The following is a 25,655-nucleotide window of genomic DNA, read 5'->3' as shown; positions in this document are numbered from 1 at the left end:
GACTGGGTCAATGAACTTCCGGGTTTACTGTTTTTTCACATCGCTTTCACCGCTCCCGCACAGCGGCGCATTTATCTTGGCGTTAATGGCATGGTGAAGTTCTAAGGGGTAACCCTGGCTGGCACCAGAGTCCTGATGCTGCAGGTTCGATGTATGCCCTACACCCATATCAATGGCTCGTTAATTTCAAGATTGGTCCCGCACACTCTGCGATTACGCGGAAAATATCTCGCGTTGATCATCACTCTTGTGCTCGGCGCGGTGCTTGTATGGTTTTCGACGGCGACGCCTGTGATGGATCTGGGCGTGGGCAACAACTTGATAAAGTCAGGGCTGAAAGAGCAGTGGAGGCAAGGTTCCGTTGTGGCCCTGGTCAGGCACGCCGAACGATGCGATCGATCGGCGAATCCTTGTCTGGGCGACGCCGAAGGCATTACCGTCAATGGCAGTAATGCTGCGATAGCAGTCGGCACAGGTATACGACAATTAGGTCTCGAAAAAGTCCGGATAATCGCCAGTCCTTCGACTCGTACCCGGCAGACTGCTGATCTGATATCGGGCCGGGCCGTGCCAACTCAGGACTGGGTGGCTGAGTGCGATGATGGATTCAAAGATGCCGTGTTAACTCATAAAAGCCGCAATGAGAATCTGATCTTGATCACCCACAGCGGTTGTATCGATCATTTCGAGCGCCTGATGGGGGTACGTGCGGGACAGCGCTCCAGCGTTTACATGCAAACCATATTTGTTCAGGTGGACGGCAGTCACGAACCCAGGATTCTCGGATCATTGAATGCCGCACAGTGGAAAGCACTGGCTGACGCTCATTCAAATTGATCAACGTACCTTCACGGTGTTCGACGTCGGGGGCTATAAGTAAGAACCGTTCTGAGTGCAGAGTTTGTACCCAATTCCATGTACGGTGTGCAGCAGTGGTTCATCAAATGCTTTATCCAACGCACGTCTCAACATGTGGATATTACTGCGAAGGCTGTCGCTGCTAGTAGGATGTCGCCCCCAAATGAGATCTTCGAGTTCCGTCCGTTTAACAACATGCGGGCTTCTGCGCATGAGGGTTTCCAGCAGTTTCATACAGGTAGGATTCACCTTGAGGGGGATCCCGGCGCGAGAAATTTCCAATGTGTCTAAATCAAACTGGAGATCGGCTACAACCAGAACCCGATTCATGTAACCAACACGACGCGATACTACGGCTTCGATCCTGGCAAGAATTTCAGACATGGCAAATGGCTTGGTGACGTAATCATCAGCGCCGACCTTGAAACCGGTCAATCGATCTTCCAGTTGGTCTCGCGCACTCAACATCACAATGGCAACGTCGGATTTGGAATTCTGACGCAAGCTTTGGCAAATCTGGTTACCATCGATGCCAGGGATCATGACATCCAGAACAATCGCGTCGAAGTCTTTCGAGGCGGCTAGATGAAGCCCGCTCAGTCCATCAAGTGCTCCCTCGACGGTGTGCCCCTTCAGCGTGAAAAAATCCATCAGATTGTCGTGAATGTCCCGATTGTCCTCAATAATCAAAATGTTCATTGCATAGCCTTTATGCTTCTAATCAAGTTAACCGCACTCTGATGATCATGGAGGAAGGGCAAACGTTCCATCTCCTCTATCTTGTATTCTGCCGCGTTTTGACGGCGCCACATGAATGATTAGAATAAACTTTTCGTGCATTTGTTCGTTGGGCGGCTGGCCGCTTTGTAGCTGAGTCGCCTACGCTGAGACGATCAGGGTAAAAAAGCTCAATTGCAGAAAGGAGGCACGGTATGCATGGCTACGGAATGGTGGGGGATTTGCTTCATCTAGCCCTTTATTTGACGACCATTGCATTTTGGGTGTTGTTTTGGATGGTCTGCATTTTCAATGCCAAGGGCCGACTGAAAAGTCTCCTGGGGGCCCACGCATTCATGATTTGTGTTCTGTTATTCCCGGTTTTGCCCGCGACTTTCATTGGTGGGGCATTGATTGCTTTTGGTATCGAAGGCCTGGTCTGGAGCCTTTGTATTACAGGGGTAGGTTTGCCGATTGCTGGCATGGGGTTAGTTCAGCGCTACGTTAAAAATCGATACTGACAGGACGGATAAGTCCAGTACGCTTCTGAGCTTGGACATTGCAAAAAAGGCTAGGCGGTGGATCGTTTGGCGGGCTTGAAAGGACGGTACTACAGAAAATTCACATCAGGTTGACCTTTCAGCGACAGGCGGATGTTTACCCTACGATCCTGGCCAATGGAGATCGCCAATGAGCGCCCCTGTCAAACTTAAATTTTCCGAAAAATACGATAAAGATCACGCAGAACAATACTTCCTGAAGCATCAGGATGGTCTGTCGCGGAAATTGTCCCATTATCGGGACGTACAGATGGCGCGCCATGCGTTACACGAGGCGGGAGACCCCGGACTGGTTCTCGACCTTCCATGCGGTGCGGGGCGGTTCTGGCCTTTGCTTGCAGAAAACTCTAATCGAATCATCATTGGCGCAGACAATTCGCCGGATATGATTAAAACCGCACTGGAGAATCAACCTGCCGATATCGTCAAGCGTGTGAAGTCTCTCGAGACTTCAGCGTTCTCCATTGATCTACCTGATAATTCGGTGGACAGTATTTTCAGCATGCGATTGATTCATCATATCGGTGAATCCGCGCATCGATTGACGATGCTGCGAGAGTTTCATCGGGTGACGCGAGACACCGTCATCCTATCGATGTGGGTAGATGGTAACTTCAAGTCATGGAAGCGAAAGCGTCAGGAAAAACGGCGTAAAGCCAAAGGCGAGCAGAGTGAATACCAGAACAGGTTTGTTATTCCTCGATCCGTCGCAGAAGCTGAATTCAAGCAAGCCGGATTCGTGATAGATAGCAAGTCTGACTTTATCCCGTTTTATGCCATGTGGCGTGTCTACGTTTTGCGCAAGATTTAAACTCTGAGCAAGGTGTCCAGAGCTGTCTTCAGGGATTCGAGCCGGCTATACAAATCCTCCGTGAATCCCCTCGACTTTGCCTGATGAACCCGGTGCCGTGAACGTTGCACCACGTAACACTAGCCCCGGGTTTCAGGAATCAGAGCGCGACTCTGGCATTCCACTTTTGGTGTGGGATGGGCAACCTGCACGAATCGCCTCGCCCTATCGGGAAGTACTGAAAACCCCGGTGTGCCAGACGTTCTGCGTCGTACAGGTTGCGGCCGTCAAAGATCACAGGGGCTTTGAGCCGTTTGTGGATCAGATCGAAATCCGGCGCTTTGAACTGCTGCCACTCGGTGCAAATGATCAGCGCATCGGCACCACTGAGCGTTGCTTCCGGTGTGCCCATCAGACTCAGCTTGGGTTGGTCCTGATACAACGATTGAGTCTGCTGCATCGCCTCAGGATCGAATGCCCGGACATGTGCGCCTACTTCCCACAGCGCTTCCATGAGCACCCGGCTGGGGGCATCTCGCATGTCATCGGTGTTGGGTTTGAACGCCAGGCCCCACACGGCAAAGGTCCTGCCACGCAGATCACCTTTGTAGAACGCGTTGATGCGTTCGAACAACTTGTGTTTCTGCCGCTGGTTGATGGCTTCCACTGCCTGCAGTAGATCATTGGAGCATTGAGCTTGTTGTGCGCTGTGGATCAGGGCGCGCATGTCCTTGGGGAAGCACGAGCCGCCATAACCGCAACCGGCATAAATAAAGTCGTAGCCGATACGCGAGTCGGCACCGATGCCCAAGCGCACCGATTCGATGTCGGCGCCCAAATGCTCAGCCAATTCGGCGATCTGGTTGATGAAGCTGATCTTGGTCGCCAGCATGCAGTTGGCAGCGTACTTGGTCAGCTCGGCGCTGCGCAGGTCCATGAACATGATGCGGTCATGGTTGCGATTGAACGGCGCATAAAGCTCGCGCATGACGTCGCGCACTTCATCGCGCTCGCAGCCGATGATGATCCGGTCTGGACGCCGGCAATCGGCGACGGCCGAGCCTTCCTTGAGAAACTCTGGATTGGAGACGATATCGAAATTCAGTGTTTGGTCGTAGCGTCGAAGGGCCTCGATAATCCGATCACGCAGGGCATCACCCGTGCCTACTGGCACAGTGGATTTCTCAACGATAATGATTGGCTCACTGCGGTGCCGGGCGATGGCTTCGCCCACCGAAAAGACACTGCTCAAATCGGCTGAGCCGTCTTCCTGGGACGGCGTGCCCACGGCAATAAACAAAACCTGACCATGCTCCACGGCAAGCTTTTCTTCGCAGGTGAAGCGTAGCCGTCCGTTATCCAGATTGTCCTTGACCAATTCAGCCAGGCCAGGTTCAAAGATGCTTACTTGCCCTAGATTAAGGGCTTTCACTTTTTCGTAGTCGATGTCCATGCAGACGACATCATGACCGACCTCTGCCAGGACGGTTGCCTGGACGAGGCCGACATAGCCGCTTCCGAATACGCTGATTTTCATGGTGCACTCCTGAGTTCGGGCGCGTGAGCAGGTCGAGAGTGGATGGTGATGACGCCGAGGATGACCAGGGCCACCCCCAGACTTTTAGAGAGACTGAATCCTTCGTTGAACACCGGTAGCGCGGCGGCGATTAGGTACACCAGTGCATAGCTGATGCTCAGCAGCGCATAAGCCCGGCCCAGCGGCACATCGCGCAGGGCGGCGAGCCAGCAGAGCATCGACAGGGCATAAGCGAGAATGGCGGCCAGCACCACGACCACAGCGGTCGGATCAATCGGGGCGGTCAGCCAGTGTTCGGGTGGCGGCAGGCGCGTCATGCTCCAGCGCATGCTCAACTGCGCGGCGCTGCCCAGCAGCACACTGCCGAGGGCGAAGGTCAGGCCACGGCGCAGGTTCATGTGTGTTGCCCCAGCAGCGCCACGCCACTGATGACCAATGCCACGCCCAGCCAGTGGCGACGGTCGATGCTTTCGTGGAAAACAAAACGAGCGACCAGGGTGATCAGCACGAAATTCAGGCTCAGCATCGGGTACGCGACGCCGACTTCAAGACGCTGCAGCACCAGTAGCCACACCAGCAAACCCGCGCCCAACGCGGCGATTGCCAGCCATAACCACAGTGAGCGCAGTTTTTCGCCCCAGCCCGACGCCTTGCCGCGCCAGCTTTCCACGGCGTACTTCTGGGCAATCTGGCCCAGGCAAGTCAGCAGGCAGGCGACCAAAAGCAGCAACAGGCTCATGACGCCCCCTGAGGGATAATCAGAATGACCAGATTGCCTTGTTCATAGCGTTTGCCATCCTTGGGTAGTCGTTCGATTTCTTGCAGTTCGTCGTCACCCTTGACGCGCATGACCACGCCGACCGAGCCGCTTTGGCGGGCCTCGCGCATCCACTGTTGCACCTGGTTCGGGTCGACCCGCTGCTGTATTCCGTCAGGGTAAGCGAGGCCATATTTCAGCTCGCCTATCGTGTTGTACAACGCCACGTCCGGGCGTTTCAGGCGCCAGGCCAGGGCCGACGCAGCGCCCAGATCGTTGCTCAGCAAGTGGGCGGTCTGGCCGAGTTCCGCGGCGTGTTCAAGGACAAACTGATCAGGCATCTTGTTAGCGACCACGGACTTGGGCAATCCGGCTGGCAGCAGCCCGATCAGCAACAGGCTGCCAAACGCCGGCGCCGCCCAGCATCGCAAAGGCCTGAAGGCTTGTAGCAGGTTGGCCATGATCCAGCCGATCAAACCGATGAACATCAGCACCAGGTTGTGTGGCTCATGGTCGTACAGCGGTTTTTTCAGTTGTAGGTAGACCAGCGCAAGCAGGGTGATCAGGCCCAGGAGCAGGTTGAGCAAGCCATTGATGCCCAGCACCCGGCCTTGCTCCAGCCGCAAGCGATCCGCCAGTGCGTTGCCCAACAACAAGGCCATTGGCAACAGGCACGGCAGGATGTAGCTCGGCAGTTTGCCTTTGCTCAGGCTGAAAAATAGCAGCGGCATCAGCAACCACAACAGCAGAAAGCCGATGCTGGCCTGACGACGTGTTTGCCACGCCTGCTTCAGCGCCGACGGCAACAACGCGGCCCACGGCAGACTGAACGCGACCAGCAACGGCAGGTAGTACCACCATGGAGCGTCGTGCTGCGCGTCGTCCCCGGCAAAGCGGCGAATGTGTTCGTGCCAGAAGAAAAATCGCCAGTAATCCGGTTCCTGCACATGCACCGCCAAGACCCAGGGCAGGCTCACGGCGATGGCCACGACAATCGCCAACGGACCGTAGATCAGCAGCTCGCGCCAGCGTTTCTGCCAGACCATCCAGGGCAGGGCGATCAGAACCGGCAGCAGCCAGGCGAGAAAACCCTTGGTCATGAACCCCATGCCACACGCTAGGCCCAGCAACGCCCAACCGAACAGGCGCTGGCCACGGCTGACGCTGTCCAGGGAAAACCACAACGCCACCAGACTCAGGTTGACCCAAAAGGTGAATTGCGGATCGAGGTTGGCGTAGCCCGCGGCGCCGGCGACTACGGTGAGGCTCATGTACAGCAGCGCACAGGCAAAACTCTTGCGCGGTTCGTTCCAGAGCCGGCGAGCGATCAGGTAACACAGCAATACGCTGAGCCCGGTGCTCAGGGCCGAAACGAAGCGCACGCCGAACAGGTTCTGGCCAAACAACGCCTGACTGGCGGCGATCATCCAGTAACCGGCCACCGGTTTTTCGAAATAGCGAAGGCTCATGAAATGCGGCGACACCCAGTTGCCACTCAGCAGCATGTCCTGGCTGATCTGGGCGTAGCGGGTTTCGTCGGGAATCCATAAGCCATGACTGCCTAATGGCAGCAGGTAAGCCAACAGAAAAATCCCCAGCAACAGCGGCAATGCCCAGGGCTTGCTCATACGCCTTGCACTCCCAGCCAGCCTTCGCGACCTTCAAGCGTGCCACGCAGCACGCGACCGGTCGGCAGGGTGCCGGGCGCCTCGGGCAGCAGATTGCCCAAAGGTTGAAAACGGATGTTTCGCGGGCGCGCATCGGCCAGCAGTTGACGAAAATCGTTGGCCATCAGAATCCCTTCTACTTCGGCATGGATGGTGTAGACGTTGAGTTTTTCGGGGTGGAAGCGATCAAGAATGAAGGCGTTGAAGTCCTTGGCCGCCACGGTGGGGCCGACCACCTCATCAAAGGTGGGCAGGTCCACCGGGATCTGCGGCGCTCCGAGGCCGCCACCGGCCAGGGTCGGCTGAAACAGGCTCTGGCCCCGGCAGTCGCTGTTGTAGCGAAAGTTGAATCCTTGCTTGGCCTCGATCACGCTCTCGTCCGCCCGCCAACCGGCGGCCGCCGAGCACTCGACGGGTTGCCCAAGGATGTCGCTGAGTTCGTCCACGCCCTGACGAATCTGTTCCACCAGCTGCGCGTCGCTCCAGTGTCCGACATTGGCCTGCCAGCCATGGTGATCCCAGGCGTGCAGACCGACTTCATGACCGGCCGCCAGGGTTTGACGCATCAAATGTCCAAGGTTGCGGCCAATCGGCTTGCCCGGCCACGCGGTGCCGGCCAGCAAGATATCCCAGCCGTACAGGCCGGCGGCATTGGAGCGCAGCATCTTCCAGAGAAACTGCGGGCGGATCAGGCGCCACAAATGCCGGCCCATGTTGTCCGGCCCGACACTGAAGAAAAACGTCGCTTTGACCTGCGCTTCATCGAGGATTTCCAGCAGCCTCGGCACCCCCTCACGGGTGCCTCGGTAGGTGTCGACATCGATTCGAAGGCCTGCCTGCATCAACGTTTGTCCGCGATTTCGAGCATGGCTTCACGCAGGAAGAAATCCAGGGTGTTGCCGATGGTTTCACTCATCTCTACGGTCGGCGTCCAGTCCAGCAGACGCTTGGCGTTGGCGATGCTCGGTTTACGGTGGGACACGTCCTGATACCCGGTGCCGTAGAACGCCTTGCTTTCGACATCGCGGAACCCGGCGAACGGTGGGAAGTTGTGGCGCAGCGGGTGCGCTTCGAACTGCCGCAACAGTTCCTCGCCCAACTGGCGAATGCTGGCTTCGTTGTCCGGGTTGCCGATGTTGATGATCTGGCCGTTGCACGCGTCGTTGTCGTTGTCGATGATTCGCGCCAGCGCTTCGACGCCGTCGGCAATGTCGGTGAAGCAGCGTTTTTGCTCACCGCCGTCGAACAGACGAATCGGCGTGCCTTCCACCAGGTTGAGGATCAGCTGGGTGATGGCCCGGGAACTGCCGATGCGTGCCGAATCCAGACGGTCCAGGCGCGGGCCCATCCAGTTGAAGGGGCGGAACAGGGTGAAATTCAGGCCTTTCTGGCCGTAGGCCCAGATCACGCGGTCGAGCAGTTGCTTGGAGGTCGAGTAGATCCAGCGTTGCTTGTTGATCGGCCCGACCACGAGGTTGGACGTGTCCTCGTCGAACTTGTCGTCCTGGCACATGCCATAGACTTCCGACGTCGACGGAAAAATCACCCGCTTGTTGTATTTGACGCAGTAGCGAACCAGCTTGAGGTTCTCTTCGAAATCCAGCTCGAACACGCGCAGCGGGTTGCGGGTGTATTCGATGGGCGTGGCGATCGCCACCAGCTGCAGGATCACGTCGCACTTCTTGATGTGGTACTCGATCCACTCGGAGTGGATGCTGATGTCGCCTTCGACAAAATGAAAATTCGGATGGCTGCGCAAACGCTCGATCGCATCGGAGCCGATGTCGAGGCCGTACACCTCGTAGCGGTCATCGCGCAGCAAACGCTCGGACAAGTGATTGCCGATGAAGCCGTTGACGCCGAGGATCAGCACGCGCGTGTGGCGTGGCGTGCGTCCGGATTCGGCACCGCGCAGCAAGGAGCCGTCCACCAGACCGAGTTCGCCGGCCAGTTGCGGCCCGCTCAGGTACAAGCCGTTGTCGTTGCGCTGGCCGGCGCTGATCACCAGCGAGTCCTCGCCGCAGGCAAGGCGCAGCGGGTCGACACTGATGACCCGGCCCGGTGCCTGGCCTTCGTTGCCTTTGACGACTTCAGCGCTCCAGACAATCAATTTGTGCTCGCCCACCGCGCAGAACGCGCCGGGATAAGGTTGGGTGACGGCGCGCACCAGGTTGAACAGTTCTTCTGCCGGTTTCTGCCAGATCAGCTTACCGTCGGCGGGCGTGCGGCGACCGAACGTCGTGGCCTTGGATTCGTCCTGAGGGATCTCGCTGACCTTGCCGGCGAGCAGCGCCGGCAAGGTGTCACGCAACAGGTCGGTAGCGGCCACGCGCAGTTTGTCGTGCAGGCTCAGCGCGGTGTCGCTGCACTCGATTGCAACCTTCTTCTGCGCGAGGATGGCACCAGCATCGGCGCGCTTGACCATGCGGTGCAAGGTCACGCCGGTTTCGCTTTCGCCGTTGACCAGCACCCAATTGGCCGGCGCACGACCGCGATAGCGCGGCAGCAATGAACCGTGCAGGTTGAACGCGCCTTTGCCTGCCGTGGCCAACAGCGGTTCGCTCAGCAGATGGCGGTAGTAGAACGAGAACAGGTAATCCGGATTGAGCTTGGCGATGCGCTCGATCCAGAGCGGGTGGTTGACGTCTTCCGGGGCATGCACCGGGATGCCGTTGCGCGCACACTGTTGCGCTACGGAGCCGTAAAAGGCGTTTTCCTTAGGATCATCGGCGTGGGTAAACACCGCAGCGATGTCGAAGCCCGAGCTGAGCAGGGTTTCAATGCCGGCACAGCCAATATCGTGATAAGCGAAAACAACTGCTTTTGCACTCATGAGAGAACCTGATCGGAAGAAGAGGAAGTGAGGCCGTCAACGGTGACCACGGGAACGGGTGTGGCGGGCTGGCTGCGCAGGACTTTTTCGATAAAGAACCGCGGGCGCGCACGGACGTCGCTGTACATCCGCCCCAGGTATTCACCCAACAGGCCCATGCCGATGAATTGCCCGCCAGTGAAGATGAACAACACGGCGAACAGCACGAACGTCCCGTCGCCGGCCCAATGGGCGCCGAAGGCCAGACGCAGAACGATCAGCGCAATGGCAAACAGCACGCCGAGGGCCGCCATGGCGAAGCCGACAATGCTCAGCAATCGCAGGGGCGTGGTGGTCATGCAGGTGATCAGGTCGAACATCAGGTTGACCAGGCGCATCGGGCTGTACTTCGATTCACCGTGTTCGCGTTCGGCGTGGGTCACCAGGATTTCCGTGGTGTGCCGGGCGAAGCTGTTGGCGAGGATCGGGATGAAGGTGCTGCGTTCGCGGCAGGCGAGCATCGCGTCGACAATCGATCGACGATAGGCGCGGAGCATGCAGCCGTAATCACTCATGGCGACGCCGGTGGAACGCTGCACGGCGAGGTTGATCAGCTTTGACGGCCAGCGACGCAAGGCCGAATCCTGGCGGTTGCTGCGCACCGTGGCGACCACGTCATAGCCGAGTTCGGCCTGGGCCACCAGGCGTGGGATCTCTTCGGGCGGGTTTTGCAGATCGGCGTCGAGGGTGATGATGACATCGCCTTTGCACTGCTCGAAACCGGCCATGATTGCCGCGTGCTGGCCGTAGTTGCGATTGAGAATGACCGCTACCACCGGGCTTCCTTTGAGCGATGCTGCCTGTTCCAATATTTGCGCCGATTCGTCCCGACTGCCATCGTCGACCAGCACAATTTCGTAGTCATAGTGCAGTTGCTGGCACGCCGCTTCGGTGCGCCTGAGCAACTCGGGCAAGCTGTCTTGTTCGTTGTAGACCGGGATGACGATTGACACGCAACGGATTGGGTAAGGTTTCACAGGCTTGAGTCCATAACGTTTTCAATGGCGCCGACCACACGGTCGACGTCATCGCTGGTCATGTCGGGGAACAACGGGATCGAGCACAGCCGTGCCGAGTTCCATTCGGTGTTGGGCAATTGGATGTTGGGGAAGCACTGGCGGTAGTAGGTGTGCAGGTGCGTAGCGATGAAGTGGATGCCGGTGCCGATGTTCTGCGCCTGCAAGGCTTTCATGAAGGCTTCGCGATCCAGTCCACAGCGCTCGGCGTCGATGCGCAGGATGAACAAGTGCCAGGCGTGCTGTTGCGGGTAAAGCGGAATGGCCAGTGGTTGCACCGGTGAGCCTTCCAGACGCTGCAAATAGCGCCTGGCCAGTTCGGTGCGCTTGGCGTTGATCTGGTCCAGACGTTCCAGTTGCACCAGCGCGATAGCGGCATTGATGTCGGCCAGGTTGTATTTGAAACCCGGCTCGATCACCTGAGCCTGAGGTTTGCGGCCGTGGGTCAGGCGGTCATAGGCGTCGACGCCGAGGCCGTGAAACTTGAGCATGCGCACCCGACTTGCCAGGGCTTCATCGTCGCTGACGAACATGGCGCCCTCGGCGCAGGTCATGTTTTTGATCGCGTGGAACGAGAAGATCGCCGTGCCTTTCGCGCCGACATGACGACCTTTGTAGAAGGTGCCTGCGGCGTGAGCGGCATCTTCGATGACGGGGATGCCGTGTTTGTCGGCCAATGCATACAGCGGATCGAGATCAAACGCGGCGCCGGCGTAATGCACCGGAATGATCGCTTTGGTGCGTGGCGTGATCGCCGCTTCGATGCTCGACAGGCCACTCATCAACGTGTCGCGATCCACGTCGACGAATACCGGCGTCGCCCCCAACAAGCAAATCATGTTGGCGGTGGACACCCAGGTCTGGGACGGCGTGATGACTTCGTCGCCCGGACCAATACCCAATGCCAATAACGTGATGTGCATCCCGCCGGTGGCCGAGGACAATGCCACGGCATGACGGCATCCCACGTAGTTGGCGAAGTGTTCTTCGAGTTGCTGGTTTTTCGGCCCGGTTGTGATCCAGCCAGAGCGCAATACTTGCTCTGCGGCGGCAATTTCCTCATCGCCGATGCTGGGGCGGGAGAACGGAAGGAACGCTTGACTCATGGGCACCTCGGGGCTGAAAAGTGAATAGCCTTTGAGGCTAAAAACATGGATTGAATGACAGCGTAGACGCTAAAAGAGAAAAGCTGCATCAATCAGTTACCTGAAATACTTGATCAAACGCTCCAGTAGATTTTTCGTGCCGGGGTAGGCAAGCGAGAGCTCGCAACGGGTCAGCCCGTATTCATTGAGGTTAAGTGCGATATTGTGAAAGAAGTATAAAAAGCCGGTCGGCAAATCGTTTATCTGCACCAGACAGACACTATTAAAATTTTGGTCTCTCTCTCACGCCTTTAATGGGAAACGTCTTACAGAATGGTTGTCGTTTTGTATTACGTTCAAGTCATTCAGGTTTTCGTTACCCTCTATTATTCGAAGTCATTTCGTTTAAATGATTGGCCAGCGGCCGATACGATTAGTTGCCAGAATGCGCCGGTCGGTGGATCTTCGATCTTTGAAAGCTCAAGGTTTGCCCAGTACGTGGGCATGACCGATCATCGAGACGTAAACCGCACTGCCGGCAGGTGGTGCATACAGGCCCGAACTGCGAACCATCAAAGATCGTCCCGACAGATCGTCGGCTGCATGCGCCTGTAACTGCACGGTCAAGGTGCAGGTGTTGCCGCTGAAATCGCGCTCGGTGACCACGGCTCGGCAGCCGACCTCTTCGGAAGGGCCTGGTTGGATGCTGACCAGGTGCAGTTGCTCGGGACGCAGCATGATCTGCGCCGATTGGGTGTTCCGATGATTGTTCACCGGGATACGACCGAGATCGCAATGGGCCCAGCCGGCTTCGATTCTGGCGGGCATGACCACGGCATCCCCCAGAAACAGCGCGGTTTGTTCATTCTCGGGATAACGGTACAGATCCAGCGGATGGCCTGACTGCACCAGCCGACCGTTGCGCATCACCGCCAGCTGATCGGCAAACGACAAAGCTTCGCTCTGGTCATGGGTGACCAGAATGGTGGTGACGCCAGCGTCGCCTAGCAGCCGCGCGACCAATTTGCGCATGGCGGCGCGCAGGCCGGTATCGAGCGCCGAAAACGGTTCATCCAGCAACATCAAGCGCGGCTGTTGCGCCAACGCCCTCGCCAGCGCCACGCGCTGTTGCTGGCCGCCGGAGAGTTCATGGGGCCAACGGTTGGCCATGTTCGCATCCAGCGCCACTCTGTCCATCAACTCCGCGATGCGCTCCTGTTTTGCGCCGCCCTTGGTCGAAAGCCCGAATCCGATGTTGGCGGCCACGGTCATGTGCGGGAACAGGGCGCCGTCCTGAGGCACATAACCGATCTGGCGTTGGTGGGCGGGTACTTCGTGCGTGTCGTCGACCAGCGTCTGGCCGTTGAGCGAAAGGCGCCCCGCATCCGGGAACTCGAAGCCCGCGATCATTCGCAGCAAAGTGGTTTTCCCTGAGCCGGACGGGCCGACGATGACTGTTCGGCTGCCCGTCGGCACCGACAGGTTGATGCTCTCCAGCGCTTGATGGGCGCCGTAGGATTTGCAGATGGAATGGAGTTCAAGAGCGTTCATCGGCCAGCCGTTCGTTTGGATTGGTGATAAAGAAGTCCGGTCAACGGAAGCGACAGCAGGATCATCAACAGGGCGTAGGGCGCCGCGGCGGCGTAATCGATCTCGCTGGTCATGGCCCAGAATCCAGTGGCCAAGGTGCGCGTGCCGTTTGGGGCGAGCAGCAGGGTGGCGGTCAATTCATTGGTGATCGCCAAAAATATCAGCGCGGCACCTGCGGCAGCGCCGGGCGCGGCCAGACGCAAGGTGATCAGCCATAATGCACGGGCGGGCGAGCGGCCTAGGCTGCGGGCCATGTTTTCCAGCTCAACCGGCGCCTGTGCGATGCCTGCGCGCAAACTCACTAGGGCGCGCGGAAGAAACATCAGCAGATACGCCAGCAACACCGTGATAGTCGTCTGGTAAATCGGCCGGGCGAAATGGATGGTGACGGTCACCAATGCCAGGGCCACGACGATCCCGGGCAATGAACTGGTGATGTAGTTGCAGCTTTCCAGCACACGTTGCAACCGGCCCGGCGAGCGAATCGACAGCCAGGCAATTGGGATGCCAGCGCAGGTGGTGAGGACTGCACCCGCAACGCCGAACAGCAGGGTCTGTTCCAGCGCCGGCATCAATTCGTCCAGTTGCCAAACCTGCGTACCTCCGGCGATTAACCACTTGCCTAATGTAATCAATGGCACACCCAGCGCTAGGGCGCATGTCAGCACCTGTAAAGTCAGCGCGAGTGTGTTTGCGGTCGGCGACAGACGCATAACACGCTGCTCGCGGGCGCTGCCCGACCCGACCCGGGCGTAACGCGCACTGCCGCGAGAAGTCGATTCGACGGTCAGCATCACCAGGCAACACAGGGCGAGCACGCTGGCCAGCATGTTTGCGGCGGGGCCGTTGAAGGTGGACTTGAACTGATCGAAGATTGCCGTGGTGAAGGTGTCGAAGCGGATCATCGCGTACAGGCCATATTCGGCCAGCAGGTGCAGGCCCACCAGCAAGGCACCGCCACAGATGGCCAAGCGCAGTTGCGGCAGCACCACTCGGAAAAACACCGCCCAAGGTTTGAGACCCAGCGATTCGGCAACGTCTTCGATGGCCGGATCGAGACGACGCAGCGTCGCAGCAACCGGCAGGTACATGAACGGGAAGTAGGCGATGACCGACACCAGGACCCCGGCAAACAACCCGTGAATCGGTGGGACCAGGCTGACCCAGGCATAGCTGTGAACGAAGGCCGGCACCGCCAGCGGCGCGGTCGCCAACAACGACCACCAACGCCGCCCCGGCAGGTCGGTGCGCTCGGTGAGCCAGGCCAGCGCCACACCGAGCGTGACGCACAAGGGAATCGTGAGCCCCACCAGCAACACGGTGTTGATCAACAACTCGCCAACGCGGGGGCGGAACACCAGCGGCACGAGCGTTGCCCAGCCGGCCTGATAGGACACGCCGATGACGAAGCCAATCGGCAGCAGCGCCAGTAGCGACACCAGCACCGCCAAACCGACCACCCACTCGCCACCGCGACCCGCAAAGAGACCACGAGATCGTCGCCGCAAATTCGCGGGAATCGCCTCAGCGACACCCGTCAGCAAGGTTTCAGGCATCAATTAAAGCAGTCCAGCCTGAGTCATAAGCTCCACGGCTTTTTTACTGTCGAGTTTTGAGGCATCGACGTTCGGTGCGTCGAGTTGCTGCAACGGCACCAGTTTTGGATTGGATTCAGCGTTTTTACCCACCGCGTATTCAAACGATTTACCGGTCTTGAGCACTTCCTGACCGTCTTTGCCAGTGACCCACTTCAGGAACGCCTGGGCTTGTTCTTTGTGTTTACTGGACGCCAGTACGCCGCCACCCGAGACACTGATAAATGCACCCGGATCCTTGTGCTTGAAATAGTTCAAGGCAGTGTCCTTGCTGTTTTCGCCGCTCTTTGCTTTATCCCCGAAGCTGTAATAGTGGTAGATCACGCCGCTGTCGACCTGCCCGGCATTCACCGCTTTCAACACGGAACTGTTGCCCCGGTACGCGGTGAAGTTGGTTTTCATCCCCTTCAACCATTCGAGGGTAGCGGTTTCACCCTTGAGCTCCAGCACTGCGGCGACAATGGCCTGGAAGTCGGCACCGGCCGGTGACGCCGCCCAGCGACCTTTCCATTTCGGATCGGCGAGGTCCATCAGCGACTTCGGCAATTCGGCTTCGAGCAGTTTGCCCGGGTTGTAGACAAACACCGTGGAGCGCGCGGCGATTCCCACCCATTTGCCATGGGCCGGACGATAGGCTGCACCGACTTGTTCCAGAGTGGTCGGCGCAACAGGCGCAAACAGCCCCGCGTTGTCGACCAGCACCATGGCCGGGGAGTTCTCGGTCAGGAACACGTCGGCCGGAGACGCAGCGCCTTCCTGCACAAGCTGATTCCCCATCTCGGTATCATCGCCATTGCGTACGGTGACTTTGATTCCGGTTTCCTTGGTAAAGCCTTCGATCCAGGCTTTGGTCAGGCTTTCGTGTTGAGCGTTGTAGACCACGATGCCATCAGCCTCTGCCGCATACACGTGGCCGGCGCTCAGCAGCGCGGTGGCCAGCAGTGCTGTTTTGAGGAACGAGGGGATAGGGGGCATCATTCTGTGGCAGCTCCTGATTCTTTTTAGAGGTCATGCACACAGATTCGCCGGCTATCAATGCGAATCATTTGCATGTTTTGAGGTGCAGCGAATGTAGAGAGCAAAATGAGAAAAAAACGTCAAAAAACCGTTAATACATGTCATTTTCATTCGGTAGATGGCACTCGCCTGATTGCCCTCTGATTGATATCAAACGATCATCGCCTTCGCTCCATCCATCCCTTTTGCGCACCAGCCGAACGCACAGAAAAGTTGTGGCCTATAGCGCCTGCAGAAAGCCTGTTCTCCTTTAAAATTCGTTGTTTATAGCCCTTTCCCGCTATTACCTCTTGCCACTCACGAAATTTTCATTTCTTTTTGATTATAAGCCTTTGCAGGTACAGAAAAGCCTTGCCATCTAGCAGAGTGATTTATGGAAGTGACCGTCCCTTGTAGTGACTATGTCGGTTTGGCACAGCCAACCCGCTTAGCAGATGTTTGTCGCGCGCAAGGACGAGGCGTATGAGAGTACTGGTAACCGGCGTTGCAGGTTTTATCGGGTTTCATACCGCCAAGCGCCTATGCAGCGATGGCCACGAGGTTATTGGCATCGACAACCTCAACAGCTACTACAGCGTTGAGCTGAAACAGGCTCGACTTTCGCAACTGGCGGCATGCCGCAATTTCCAGTTCAAGTTGCTGGATGTGGCCGACAAACAAGCGCTGCTGGATTTGTTTGCTGAAAATGAGTTCGAGCAAGTCGTTCACCTGGCAGCCCAGGCTGGTGTGCGCTATTCCATCGACCACCCGGACGCCTATGCGCAAAGCAATCTGGTGGGATTCCTTAACGTGTTGGAAGCCTGTCGTGCTCATAGACCGGCGCATCTGATTTACGCCTCAAGTAGCTCGGTATACGGATTGAACGACCATTTACCGTATGCCACGACTGACCCTGTCGATCGGCCGATGTCGTTCTATGCCGCGACCAAGCGCGCCAATGAACTTATGGCTCATTCCTACTCGCATCTCTACGGCATTCCCACTACCGGTCTGCGGTTTTTCACCGTTTATGGGCCTTGGGGGCGGCCGGACATGGCGCTGTTCAAATTCACTGACGCGATCCTGAAAGGTCGCCCCATTGATGTGTACAACGATGGCGCAATGTCCCGCGATTTCACCTATATCGACGACATTGTCGAAGGCCTTATGCGATTGATGCCGCTGCCACCTACCGATGAGACCGGCGCGCGAAACAAGGTTTACAACATTGGATTTGGCGCGCCGGTGAAGCTTCTGGAGTTTGTCGAGTGCATTGAAGAGGCACTGGGAATCCGGTCAGTGAAAAATTTCATGCCGTTGCAGTCAGGCGACGTTCTTAACACGTGGGCCGACACTCGCGAGCTGGAAGACCGTGTGGGTTTTCGCCCGCAGATCACGGTGTCCGTCGGCGTGCAGTCGTTTGTGGATTGGTACCGCAACTATTACGGCGTTTAGCTACTCACTTCTTCGCTTTATTTACGGAAACGTCATGCAAGAAACTCCTTATGTGTCGGTCCTGATTCCGGCAAAAAACGAAGCAGGTAACCTCATTCCACTATTGGAGGAAGTGCGTGCCGCGTTAGCCAACGAGACCTTTGAAGTCATAGTGGTTGACGATGGGAGCACCGACGCCACCGCCATCGAATTACGAACGCTACAAAGTAGTGGTTACAGTCAATTGAGGGTGCTCAGTCATGCACGTTCCCTCGGGCAGAGCACCTCGATTTACCACGCAGCTGAAGTGGCGCGTGGGCATTGGTTGGCAACCCTTGATGGCGATGGCCAGAACGATCCGGCCGATCTACCGAAAATGCTGGACCTGGTTCGTGGTTCGGAGGGTAAACCCGCAGGCGTCAAGCTGGTGGCGGGTCATCGCGTAAATCGCCGGGATACGGCGAGCAAACGCTGGGCTTCGCGATTCGCCAACAATCTGCGCAGTCGCTTGCTGAAAGACCAGACCCCCGATACCGGCTGCGGTATTAAGTTGATTGAACGCGAGGCGTTTCTACGCCTGCCGTATTTCGATCACATGCACCGCTTTATTCCTGCACTGATCCGCCGTCACAACGGACGAATGTTGGTTCAGCCGGTGAACCACCGTGAGCGTGGAGCCGGGGCTTCCAACTACGGAAATCTTGACCGGGCTCTCGTGGGCATTGTTGATCTGTTCGGGGTGTGGTGGCTGGTAAAACGCACCCGCCTGGAAGTCGACGCACAAGAGTCCGAGGTCTGACATGGGTAGAGAATCTTTGTGGTTGGCCATTGGCTTCGTCGGTCAGTTGGCATTCACCGGGCGGTTTGTTCTGCAGTGGCTGTACAGCGAATACAAAAAACGCAGCGTGATCCCTGTCGCATTCTGGTACCTGAGCATCGTCGGTAGTGCGCTGCTATTGGCATATGCAATCTACCGCGAAGACCCGGTTTTTATTGTCGGCCAGTCCTTCGGTTTTATTGTGTACCTGCGCAATTTGCAGTTGATTGCCAAGCATCGTGAGCAGGAAAGCCACGAACTGGATAAAAAGGACTGAGACGGTGCGGATACGACTATCTTCTTCGCGGTTAGAGCTATTGGCTTTTGTGGTGTTGACGTTGGTCATGGTGGGAGCGGGTCTCGGCTGGCGCCAACCGTTGAACGTCGATGAAGAGCGTTTTCTCGGCGTAGCCCTGGAAATGCTGCAGAACGGTTCATGGTTTATTCCCCATCGGGCTGGCGAAATTTACGCAGACAAACCTCCACTTTTCATGTGGGCTGTGGCGCTGTTCGTGCAGCTTACTCACCTGCCAAAAGTGGCCCTGTACTTGCCCGCGCTATTAGCAGGTGCCGTTACTACGGCCTGCTTGTATGACCTGGGCCGTCGCTTGTGGAGCCGGCGAGTAGGTGTAATTGCAGCGATATTGTTTCTCGCGACCTACCAGTCCTACAGCATTTTACGGACGGGGCAGATTGATGGCTTTCTGGCTCTTTGGATAATTCTGGGTATCTACGGTCTATGCAGGCATTTATTGCTCGGCCCGGCGTGGCGCTGGTACTACGTTGCCTGTGCAGCCATGGGGTTTGGCATCATCAGCAAAGGTGTGGGCTTCCTGCCGGTGTTGATGCTGATCCCCTATGCGTATGCGGTGCGCAAAGGTTGGAAAGGCGTGGTGCCCATTCCCGGCAAAGCGGGGGCCTGGTGGCTGGGGCTGCTGGTAGCGTTGGCAGCCATTGCGGTATGGCTGGGACCTCTGGTGGTGATCGTGTTGCAGGGCAGTTCCGATAGCCTGGCTTATGCTCAGGAAATCTTGCTGAAGCAAACGGCTGGCCGTTACGCCAATGCGTGGGAACACCGCGAACCTTTTTGGTATTTCTTCGTCCAGGTTATTCCCAAGTACTGGGTGCCGATTTTTTTCATGCTCCCATGGCTAGTGCCAGCTTGGCGTAAGCAACTGGCCAAGCATGACGGTCGAGTGTTGGTGCTACTCGGTTGGGTGGTACTGGTGTTGTTGTTTTTTAGCCTGAGCAGCGGCAAACGCAAGCTGTATATCTTTCCTGCGTTGCCCGCACTGATTCTGTTAGTGGCGCCACTTATTCCCTGGATGCTGCGCCGATGGTTCAGCAAGCGTCCGAGGGGGCGGACGGTATTTGTTGTATTGACCGCGGTGTGGTTGGGCGCGTGGTTCGTGCGCGGCTTCATCGAGCCCCGAAAAGAAGGCATTAACCCTCACGAAACGATCATGCGTGAAGTGGCGCGACTGACTGGAAACTCCGAGTTGGTGCTGGTCGGTTGGCGTGAAGGACACTGGTTGTTCGCGCAGCAACCTATTGTGCATTTTGGCTTTGCGAACCACCGGGCTTTGGAGCAATCAGCCCTCTGGCTTCGTAACCACCCGCAGGCCTATGCGTTAGTGCCCGCGCACGATCTGGAACGTTGTTACGACCTGCAAAAAGCTCGCAGTGTTGGCGATACCTCAAGGGCTGAGTGGTTCCTGGTTGGCGCGGACGCGGACAACCATAGTTGCCAGTCTCCCGCGCCAGACAAGGTTTACTCATTCGTGTGGAAGCGTTCCCTGTGAGGGGCGGAGTTGTTCTATGAATATTGAATTGAGTGCTGCTCTGGGGTTGCGAAGACCTCAGCGACGACATCGTCTACGCATTTTTATTTTTGTGTTTCTGTTGTTAGGAGTGTTTGGGACGAATTCCTCCCGTTTCTACTGGCACCAGCAGCTTTACCACTCTGTACTGCAAACCTGGAGCAGTGCCAGTCAAGCGACTGGCTTATGGCTGCCAGGCTTTGTGCCTGATGTAGTGGCCAAGCCAATAGAGGGCATTGAAGAAGACATCTCAGGGATCACCTACGACTACGACCATGACCGGTTGCTGACCATTACCAACGGCGGGCTCATGCAAATTGTCGCTCTCGACCGAGCCGGCAATGTACTTGAGCGTTATCCGCTTGAGGGCTTTGACGATACTGAAGGATTGGCCTACATGGGCAATGGTCGAGTCGTTGTCTCTGAAGAGGGTGACCAGCGCCTGACGTTTATTCAACTGCCCGAGAAGTCCGCGACTATTCGAAAGGGAGCAGAGCCGTTCATCACCGTAGGTGTCAACCTGAGCACAAACAATAAGGGCTTTGAAGGAGTGACCTATGACCCTGTAGGGGACCGATTGTTTGCGATCAAGGAGCGCGACCCGCGACAGTTGTATGAGATTGGTGGAGTGTCGAAGAGCCTGAATGGAAACTTGTCCATCAACTTGATCGATCGAACTGAATGGGTGAACCATAGCTTTTTCGGGCGTGACATCGCCGACGCTTATTACGATCCGGGCACTGGCCATCTCGTTTTACTCAGCGAGCAATCCAAATTATTGATTGAGCTGGATAAAGAAGGCCGCTTTGTCAGCTACAAAAGTCTGCTCGAAGGCGTGAAGGATTTTTTCTCGCCCAACGTGCATCCGGAAGGCGTAACCATGGATGCGCAAGGCCATTTGTATGTCGTGGCGGAGCCGAACTTGTTCTATTCGTTTATGCGTAAACCTTGAAGTCGCTTCCCCGGATGAGCTCTTCAGTTTCCCCCAAAGAGCAAATCCCGGGTGGCTATAGCGCCCGACTATCCCTCCAATAAAACTCGCGGGGACGGACTTGAAGGCGCAATACGTTGTTATTTTCACGAAAACACGATGAGCTGACCCGTTGAGCAGACTCACGCATTTTCGTGCATCTTTGGGATGAGTGAGGCGCGTATGAGTACAGAAGGCGAGGTATTTCGGCGGATGCAAGCCGCGCGGCGTGCGCTGGACTGGCCAACCCTGGGCGTGGCGGTGTTGCTCCTGCTGCTGTTTTACTGGGGACTGGGGAGTCTGCCGTTTCTGAGCGTCAATGAAGCCCGGCGCGCGGTGACGACACGGGAAATGTACGAGTCTGCCCAATGGCTGTTGCCGTACATGAACGGCGAGCTGTACCTGTCCAAACCGCCGCTGTTCTATTGGCTGGCCCTGGTCAGCATGTCACTGTCGGGCAGCATCTCCGAATGGAGCGTGCGCCTGCCTTCGGCGCTGTTTGCGACGGTATGTTGTCTGACCTTGTATCGCCAGGCTCGTGCATTCGCCGGGCGACAAGTGGCGCTGCTGGCTGTGATGTTCCTGGCGGCGAATGCCGGGTTCAGCCTGTTTGCCCGCCGTGCAGAAATAGAAATGCCTTTGACCGGCCTGTGTCTGCTGGCACTGTTTTGTGCATGGCGCTTTCTGTTCGCGCAAGGTGGTCGCAGTTGGGTCTGGCTCAGTTACGGGCTGCTCGGCTGTGCCTTGCTGACCAAGGGACCGGTCTGCCTGTTGTGGGTGACCGCACCGATACTGGTCTATGCGTTGATCAGCCGCGATCGCCTGGCCCGAGCTTTTCTGTGTGACAGCCGGGGCTGGATGCTTGCGGTGCTGATCGGGATTTCCTGGTATCTGGCGGTGTCCATGCAGGAGGGCTGGGGAGTCTGGTCGGCCATCATCAACGAAGACATCGTCAAGAAAATCAATGGCCAGGGTGCAGAAGCCTGGTATGCCTATCTGTTGTATTTGGGTGGGGATTTCTTTCCCTTCTGGCTGATATTACTGGTGCGGCCGCGGCAACTCTGGCACGCCATCCGTCTGAGCCCGCAGTTGACCCTGTTGCTGTGCTGCATTCTGGTGCCGCTGCTGGTCTTCTCGCTGTTCACCGAAAAGCACGCCAAGTACTTGTTGCCTGTTTACCCGGCCATCGCCCTTTTGTTGGCCTGGCACTGGAGCCAACTGCTGACCGAGGCCCGGCACCCTTGGTGGCGCTGGAGTCTGCGCGTTGTTCCGGCCGTGGTACTGGCGGGATACACGCTGTTCTACCTGGGCCTTGAAGGGCGGGTGTTCGCCCATCGGATCGACGGATTTCCGCAGATAAAGGCCGCCACCGACGCGTACCCAAACTTCCCGGCCTATAGCTTGGGAGCTGCGGACATTCGCCTGGTCTATTACATGGGTCGGCCCGTCAGTTCGATCACCGAGTTGGAAGCCAGCAGCGTAGCCCATACGCCGGGCCTGCTGTTTGTCCGGGAACCGCTTCCTGCGGCATTGCAAGCCTTGGCGCCTTGCACCCTGACGCGGATCGAGTCGTACCTGAGACCCAAGCGTTCGGCCCTGCTGCTCGGGCTGGGCTCTTTGTGCGCCAATCAAGGCCAGATCAAACCTTGAAACTGCGTCATTGAAGCTCTGCATGACTGGAGGTTGGGCTTGCCGAACGCTTGCAGCCTAACCTTTTCAATAACCTGTACTCTTCATTGCTTTGACGAAATTTTGCTAATTCGTCGGATAGATTTACTTCCCCTCCAAATGAGTCGTAATTCAGTGAGTTCGAAGACAAGAATGTCTCAGTGCTTATGACTTGTCGGCCAATCGGCACAGCAATTTGCAATCTGGAGGGGAGCACAACAAGGAGTTTTTTAATGCGTTTGCCCGCTTCAGCCCCTCTGCGTTTCCTACTGATAATCACAAGCCTGTGGCTAGTGATTTTTTTCCTCACCCGCCTAGTGTTACTCGCTACTCATCTTTCAGAGTCGGGCACTGCATTTGCGTCGATCTTTGGCATCGGCGTCTTATACGACCTGAGCTTTTTACTGTACGCCGCAACGCCGATGAGCCTTTATCTGCTGCTGTGCCCGCCGTCGCTGTGGCGTTTACGCGGTCACCTCTGGTTTTTGCAGGGGCTACTGACGCTCAGCGTTTTCGCCATGTTATTTACTGCGGTGGCTGAATGGCTGTTCTGGGACGAGTTCGGCGTACGCTTCAATTTTATTGCCGTGGATTATCTGGTGTACTCCGACGAGGTGTTGAACAACATCCTGGAGTCCTACCCAATTGGCAAATTGCTTAGCGGGCTGGCGGTGATCGCGGTTGTCATTTGCATTGCTCTGCACAAACCTCTACAGCGGGTGATTGGTGCGCCGTTGCCGTCCTGGCGCCAACGCCTGCTGAGTATCGCAGTGATTTTCGCTCTGAGTGCTGTCGTTCTGTTGGTCGTTGACCAAGACACTCCACGTGGTAAGGGGGGCAACACCTATCAGCATGAGCTGGCCAGCAATGGTCCCTACCAGTTCTTTGCCGCATTTCGCAATAACGAGCTGGATTACGATAAGTTCTACGGCACGTTGCCCAATGACGCGTTTGGCAAGAACATCCACCAAGAGTTGGCGGAAGGCGATGTGCGGTTCATCGGTAAGGATTCGCTCGATGTCCGTCGAATCGTGACCCAGAACGATAAGACCCAGCGACATAATATTATTTTGGTGACAATCGAAAGCTTCAGCGCCAAGTACATGGGCAGCAATGGGGGCGTCGGTAACCTGACGCCCAACCTCGACCAACTGCGTAAAGAGAGCCTGTACTTCAACAACTTCTATGCCACTGGCACCAGGACGGACCGCGGCCTGGAAGCCATTACGTTGTCTATACCGCCGACGCCGGGACGCTCTATTGTCAAACGGGTTGGCCGTGAAAGTGGTTTCGCCAGCTTGGGCCAACAGCTGAATCACGTCGGTTACGACAGCGTTTTTGTGTATGGCGGCCGTGGCTACTTTGACAACATGAATGCGTTCTTCAGCGGAAATGGTTATCGGGTCGTCGATCAAAGCAGTGTCGATGAAGCTGAGATCCAGTTCAAAAATGCCTGGGGTATGGCTGATGAAGATCTTTACCAGCAAACGCTGAAGCTGGCAGACCAGAATTTTGCCAAACAGACACCTTTCCTGCTGCAACTGATGACCACCTCCAACCATCGTCCATACACTTACCCTGAAGGCAGGATTGACATTGCATCCGGTGACGGACGTGACGGCGCTGTGAAATATACCGACTATGCAATCGGCAGGTTTCTTGAAGCAGCCCGAAAGAAAGCCTGGTTCGACGACACTATCTTCGTCTTTGTCGCTGACCACACCGCTGGCAGCGCGGGCAAGGAAGACCTTCCGATTCGCAACTACCAGATCCCTTTGTTCATCTATGCGCCCAAGCTCATTCCGGCACGTGAAGAAGGCCAGCTAGCGAGTCAGATCGACCTGGCTCCAACCCTGCTTGGCCTGTTGAATCTCAATTACGAATCGACATTCTTTGGTCGCAATTTGCTTCTGCCTTCCACCTTGCCGCCCCGCGTTTTGGTAGGCAATTACCAACACCTTGGCCTGTTCGATGGTAAAGATCTGGCGATTCTCAGCCCGCGAGCGATGTTGCGACGCCACGATGACGCGCTGGGTGCCAGCCATGAGGTGACGGTTCAACTCGACGACCCTCTTGTCTCACGTGCGATTACCTACTACCAGGCCGCGAGTTATGGTTTCACCCATGGATTGTTGAATTGGCCCGGCAGTGAAAACATCACCAAGCAATAGCTCCCGACACTAATCGCCCCCGCATACCGGTCTATTTATGTGGGGGTTAAAGCTGGGTAACCGTCCAGCCCTCACACCCTCCTGATCGCAACGAATGGGGCGAAGGTGTCCACCTAATTTTGAAGTGAACACCCTCTCTAGCCTTTTTGAGCTGACGTCAAGAGCACGAGCAGATCTTCAATGCGTTCGACACCACGAAAGGCAGCGGCATGGAAATGAGGCCGGATATCTGCAGGTCGGTGATCAGCGCACACGGTGTTACGCTGGTCGTCTGAACCGTGAACAGGGCGCCCGGATGACTGTGCGAGGCGGTTTGGATGCTGGCGGCATGCCCTCGAGCTTTTGATCGTTCACGCTTTTGCCAGCAGTATTCGTGGCCAATTCTAGTCCCCACTTCGGTCCCCACTTCCCATGATGCAGAACGCTACAAGGAGAAACCTCACGACACGAGTAGAATAGATAGACCCTTTAATAACAGAGATTTGTGGAGTTTCAGGAAGCGAACAGAATCAAGCTGACTCACCAAAGCATCTGCCTCCTAAGGGGAAGGTTGGCCGTTCGAACCGGCCCTGGGACACCATCTGCAGTCTCGCCGCCCCATGCCCGGCCATGACGTAAAAAGCCCCGACCAGATCGCTCTGGCGGGGTTTTTTTATGGGGGGAGGTTTTCTTGGCCGTTTGGCCAGTGCCTTTGGGCTGGTTGGCGAGATATATTGTCAAGACTGTGTACCTCGC

The 25,655-nt window shown here is 56.8% G+C and carries 22 protein-coding genes; 10 read left to right on the top strand and 12 right to left on the bottom strand.

What is annotated here, in order from left to right:
- Nucleotides 1-153 precede the first annotated feature (153 nt).
- Nucleotides 154-837, top strand: a complete 684-nt coding sequence (locus HZ99_RS09345) for a histidine phosphatase family protein (protein WP_038442558.1) — start codon at nt 154-156, stop codon at nt 835-837.
- 33 nt (nt 838-870) lie between these two features.
- Here HZ99_RS09345 and HZ99_RS09340 read toward each other — a convergent pair whose 3' ends face one another.
- Nucleotides 871-1,557, bottom strand: coding sequence for a response regulator transcription factor (locus tag HZ99_RS09340; RefSeq protein ID WP_038442557.1), 687 nt, complete (start codon nt 1,555-1,557; stop codon nt 871-873).
- Between the two features lie 233 nt (nt 1,558-1,790).
- On the opposite strand from HZ99_RS09340, the gene HZ99_RS09335 reads away from it, so the two are divergent.
- The gene (locus tag HZ99_RS09335; protein WP_038442556.1) at nt 1,791-2,096 is read left to right on the top strand and encodes a hypothetical protein; all 306 of its coding nucleotides are present in this window, start codon (nt 1,791-1,793) and stop codon (nt 2,094-2,096) included.
- Nucleotides 2,097-2,265: 169 nt separating this feature from the next.
- Entirely contained in the window at nt 2,266-2,946 is a 681-nt protein-coding gene (locus HZ99_RS09330) for a class I SAM-dependent methyltransferase (protein ID WP_038442555.1), read from the top strand.
- A 139-nt stretch (nt 2,947-3,085) separates the two neighbouring features.
- Here HZ99_RS09330 and HZ99_RS09325 read toward each other — a convergent pair whose 3' ends face one another.
- From HZ99_RS09325 to HZ99_RS09275, 11 genes are all read right to left on the bottom strand, one after another.
- Nucleotides 3,086-4,462, bottom strand: coding sequence for a UDP-glucose dehydrogenase family protein (locus HZ99_RS09325; RefSeq protein WP_038442554.1), 1,377 nt, complete (start codon nt 4,460-4,462; stop codon nt 3,086-3,088).
- Nucleotides 4,459-4,860 (bottom strand): 4-amino-4-deoxy-L-arabinose-phosphoundecaprenol flippase subunit ArnF, encoded by a 402-nt coding sequence (arnF, locus tag HZ99_RS09320; RefSeq protein ID WP_038442553.1) that lies wholly within the window; start codon nt 4,858-4,860, stop codon nt 4,459-4,461. Before arnF ends, HZ99_RS09325 begins: the two co-directional genes overlap by 4 nt.
- On the bottom strand, nt 4,857-5,201 hold the full coding sequence (gene arnE / locus HZ99_RS09315) for a 4-amino-4-deoxy-L-arabinose-phosphoundecaprenol flippase subunit ArnE (protein ID WP_038442552.1): 345 nt from the start codon (nt 5,199-5,201) through the stop codon (nt 4,857-4,859). The genes arnF and arnE overlap by 4 nt, the downstream gene beginning before the upstream one ends.
- A complete protein-coding gene (arnT, locus tag HZ99_RS09310; RefSeq protein WP_038442551.1) occupies nt 5,198-6,847 on the bottom strand; it encodes a lipid IV(A) 4-amino-4-deoxy-L-arabinosyltransferase in 1,650 nt (549 codons plus the stop codon). The genes arnE and arnT overlap by 4 nt, the downstream gene beginning before the upstream one ends.
- A complete protein-coding gene (arnD, locus tag HZ99_RS09305; protein WP_038442550.1) occupies nt 6,844-7,728 on the bottom strand; it encodes a 4-deoxy-4-formamido-L-arabinose-phosphoundecaprenol deformylase in 885 nt (294 codons plus the stop codon). Before arnD ends, arnT begins: the two co-directional genes overlap by 4 nt.
- Nucleotides 7,728-9,719 (bottom strand): bifunctional UDP-4-amino-4-deoxy-L-arabinose formyltransferase/UDP-glucuronic acid oxidase ArnA, encoded by a 1,992-nt coding sequence (arnA, locus tag HZ99_RS09300; RefSeq protein WP_038442549.1) that lies wholly within the window; start codon nt 9,717-9,719, stop codon nt 7,728-7,730. Before arnA ends, arnD begins: the two co-directional genes overlap by 1 nt.
- Entirely contained in the window at nt 9,716-10,735 is a 1,020-nt protein-coding gene (gene arnC, locus HZ99_RS09295; protein WP_038442548.1) for an undecaprenyl-phosphate 4-deoxy-4-formamido-L-arabinose transferase, read from the bottom strand. Before arnC ends, arnA begins: the two co-directional genes overlap by 4 nt.
- Complete coding sequence (arnB, locus tag HZ99_RS09290; RefSeq protein WP_038442547.1) at nt 10,732-11,880, bottom strand: UDP-4-amino-4-deoxy-L-arabinose aminotransferase; 1,149 nt, start codon at nt 11,878-11,880, stop codon at nt 10,732-10,734. Before arnB ends, arnC begins: the two co-directional genes overlap by 4 nt.
- A 459-nt stretch (nt 11,881-12,339) precedes the next feature.
- Complete coding sequence (locus tag HZ99_RS09285; RefSeq protein ID WP_038442546.1) at nt 12,340-13,410, bottom strand: ABC transporter ATP-binding protein; 1,071 nt, start codon at nt 13,408-13,410, stop codon at nt 12,340-12,342.
- Nucleotides 13,407-15,005, bottom strand: a complete 1,599-nt coding sequence (locus HZ99_RS09280; RefSeq protein ID WP_038442545.1) for an ABC transporter permease — start codon at nt 15,003-15,005, stop codon at nt 13,407-13,409. The genes HZ99_RS09285 and HZ99_RS09280 overlap by 4 nt, the downstream gene beginning before the upstream one ends.
- Nucleotides 15,006-15,008: 3 nt before the next feature.
- Nucleotides 15,009-16,022 (bottom strand): iron ABC transporter substrate-binding protein, encoded by a 1,014-nt coding sequence (locus tag HZ99_RS09275; protein WP_038442544.1) that lies wholly within the window; start codon nt 16,020-16,022, stop codon nt 15,009-15,011.
- A gap of 501 nt (nt 16,023-16,523) precedes the next feature.
- Between HZ99_RS09275 and HZ99_RS09270 the strand changes: the two genes are divergently transcribed.
- The 7 genes from HZ99_RS09270 to HZ99_RS09240 all read left to right on the top strand — a co-directional run bounded on the left by HZ99_RS09270 (nt 16,524) and on the right by HZ99_RS09240 (nt 24,920).
- Nucleotides 16,524-17,495 (top strand): NAD-dependent epimerase, encoded by a 972-nt coding sequence (locus tag HZ99_RS09270; protein WP_038442543.1) that lies wholly within the window; start codon nt 16,524-16,526, stop codon nt 17,493-17,495.
- 34 nt (nt 17,496-17,529) lie between these two features.
- The gene (locus HZ99_RS09265; protein WP_038442542.1) at nt 17,530-18,273 is read left to right on the top strand and encodes a glycosyltransferase family 2 protein; all 744 of its coding nucleotides are present in this window, start codon (nt 17,530-17,532) and stop codon (nt 18,271-18,273) included.
- Between the two features lies 1 nt (nt 18,274).
- Nucleotides 18,275-18,568, top strand: coding sequence for a lipid-A-disaccharide synthase N-terminal domain-containing protein (locus tag HZ99_RS09260; protein ID WP_038442541.1), 294 nt, complete (start codon nt 18,275-18,277; stop codon nt 18,566-18,568).
- A gap of 67 nt (nt 18,569-18,635) precedes the next feature.
- Entirely contained in the window at nt 18,636-20,093 is a 1,458-nt protein-coding gene (locus tag HZ99_RS09255) for an ArnT family glycosyltransferase (RefSeq protein WP_052435191.1), read from the top strand.
- A 16-nt stretch (nt 20,094-20,109) separates the two neighbouring features.
- The gene (locus HZ99_RS09250; RefSeq protein ID WP_051903141.1) at nt 20,110-21,063 is read left to right on the top strand and encodes an SdiA-regulated domain-containing protein; all 954 of its coding nucleotides are present in this window, start codon (nt 20,110-20,112) and stop codon (nt 21,061-21,063) included.
- Nucleotides 21,064-21,264: 201 nt separating this feature from the next.
- Nucleotides 21,265-22,731: an ArnT family glycosyltransferase gene (locus tag HZ99_RS09245; protein ID WP_080727695.1), complete on the top strand. Its 1,467-nt coding sequence runs from the start codon at nt 21,265-21,267 to the stop codon at nt 22,729-22,731.
- Between the two features lie 251 nt (nt 22,732-22,982).
- Nucleotides 22,983-24,920, top strand: coding sequence for an LTA synthase family protein (locus HZ99_RS09240; RefSeq protein ID WP_038442538.1), 1,938 nt, complete (start codon nt 22,983-22,985; stop codon nt 24,918-24,920).
- Nucleotides 24,921-25,655: the final 735 nt, after the last annotated feature.

The sequence above is a fragment of the Pseudomonas fluorescens genome (assembly GCF_000730425.1).
GTDB classification, from domain to species: Bacteria; Pseudomonadota; Gammaproteobacteria; order Pseudomonadales; family Pseudomonadaceae; genus Aquipseudomonas; species Aquipseudomonas fluorescens_X.
The sequence above is the reverse complement of the archived record's forward strand: the minus strand, read 5'-3'. Positions and strand labels throughout refer to the sequence as shown.

What these genes read in the sequence shown, in the direction of transcription:
- HZ99_RS09345 (WP_038442558.1), top strand. Translation starts at nt 154, where the DNA reads ATGCCCTACACCCATATCAATGGCTCGTTAATTTCAAGATTGGTCCCG.
- HZ99_RS09340 (WP_038442557.1), bottom strand. Translation starts at nt 1,557, where the DNA reads ATGAACATTTTGATTATTGAGGACAATCGGGACATTCACGACAATCTG.
- HZ99_RS09335 (WP_038442556.1), top strand. Translation starts at nt 1,791, where the DNA reads ATGCATGGCTACGGAATGGTGGGGGATTTGCTTCATCTAGCCCTTTAT.
- HZ99_RS09330 (WP_038442555.1), top strand. Translation starts at nt 2,266, where the DNA reads ATGAGCGCCCCTGTCAAACTTAAATTTTCCGAAAAATACGATAAAGAT.
- HZ99_RS09325 (WP_038442554.1), bottom strand. Translation starts at nt 4,462, where the DNA reads ATGAAAATCAGCGTATTCGGAAGCGGCTATGTCGGCCTCGTCCAGGCA.
- arnF (WP_038442553.1), bottom strand. Translation starts at nt 4,860, where the DNA reads ATGAACCTGCGCCGTGGCCTGACCTTCGCCCTCGGCAGTGTGCTGCTG.
- arnE (WP_038442552.1), bottom strand. Translation starts at nt 5,201, where the DNA reads ATGAGCCTGTTGCTGCTTTTGGTCGCCTGCCTGCTGACTTGCCTGGGC.
- arnT (WP_038442551.1), bottom strand. Translation starts at nt 6,847, where the DNA reads ATGAGCAAGCCCTGGGCATTGCCGCTGTTGCTGGGGATTTTTCTGTTG.
- arnD (WP_038442550.1), bottom strand. Translation starts at nt 7,728, where the DNA reads ATGCAGGCAGGCCTTCGAATCGATGTCGACACCTACCGAGGCACCCGT.
- arnA (WP_038442549.1), bottom strand. Translation starts at nt 9,719, where the DNA reads ATGAGTGCAAAAGCAGTTGTTTTCGCTTATCACGATATTGGCTGTGCC.
- arnB (WP_038442547.1), bottom strand. Translation starts at nt 11,880, where the DNA reads ATGAGTCAAGCGTTCCTTCCGTTCTCCCGCCCCAGCATCGGCGATGAG.
- HZ99_RS09285 (WP_038442546.1), bottom strand. Translation starts at nt 13,410, where the DNA reads ATGAACGCTCTTGAACTCCATTCCATCTGCAAATCCTACGGCGCCCAT.
- HZ99_RS09280 (WP_038442545.1), bottom strand. Translation starts at nt 15,005, where the DNA reads ATGCCTGAAACCTTGCTGACGGGTGTCGCTGAGGCGATTCCCGCGAAT.
- HZ99_RS09275 (WP_038442544.1), bottom strand. Translation starts at nt 16,022, where the DNA reads ATGATGCCCCCTATCCCCTCGTTCCTCAAAACAGCACTGCTGGCCACC.
- HZ99_RS09270 (WP_038442543.1), top strand. Translation starts at nt 16,524, where the DNA reads ATGAGAGTACTGGTAACCGGCGTTGCAGGTTTTATCGGGTTTCATACC.
- HZ99_RS09265 (WP_038442542.1), top strand. Translation starts at nt 17,530, where the DNA reads ATGCAAGAAACTCCTTATGTGTCGGTCCTGATTCCGGCAAAAAACGAA.
- HZ99_RS09260 (WP_038442541.1), top strand. Translation starts at nt 18,275, where the DNA reads ATGGGTAGAGAATCTTTGTGGTTGGCCATTGGCTTCGTCGGTCAGTTG.
- HZ99_RS09255 (WP_052435191.1), top strand. Translation starts at nt 18,636, where the DNA reads ATGGTGGGAGCGGGTCTCGGCTGGCGCCAACCGTTGAACGTCGATGAA.
- HZ99_RS09250 (WP_051903141.1), top strand. Translation starts at nt 20,110, where the DNA reads ATGAATATTGAATTGAGTGCTGCTCTGGGGTTGCGAAGACCTCAGCGA.
- HZ99_RS09245 (WP_080727695.1), top strand. Translation starts at nt 21,265, where the DNA reads ATGAGTACAGAAGGCGAGGTATTTCGGCGGATGCAAGCCGCGCGGCGT.
- HZ99_RS09240 (WP_038442538.1), top strand. Translation starts at nt 22,983, where the DNA reads ATGCGTTTGCCCGCTTCAGCCCCTCTGCGTTTCCTACTGATAATCACA.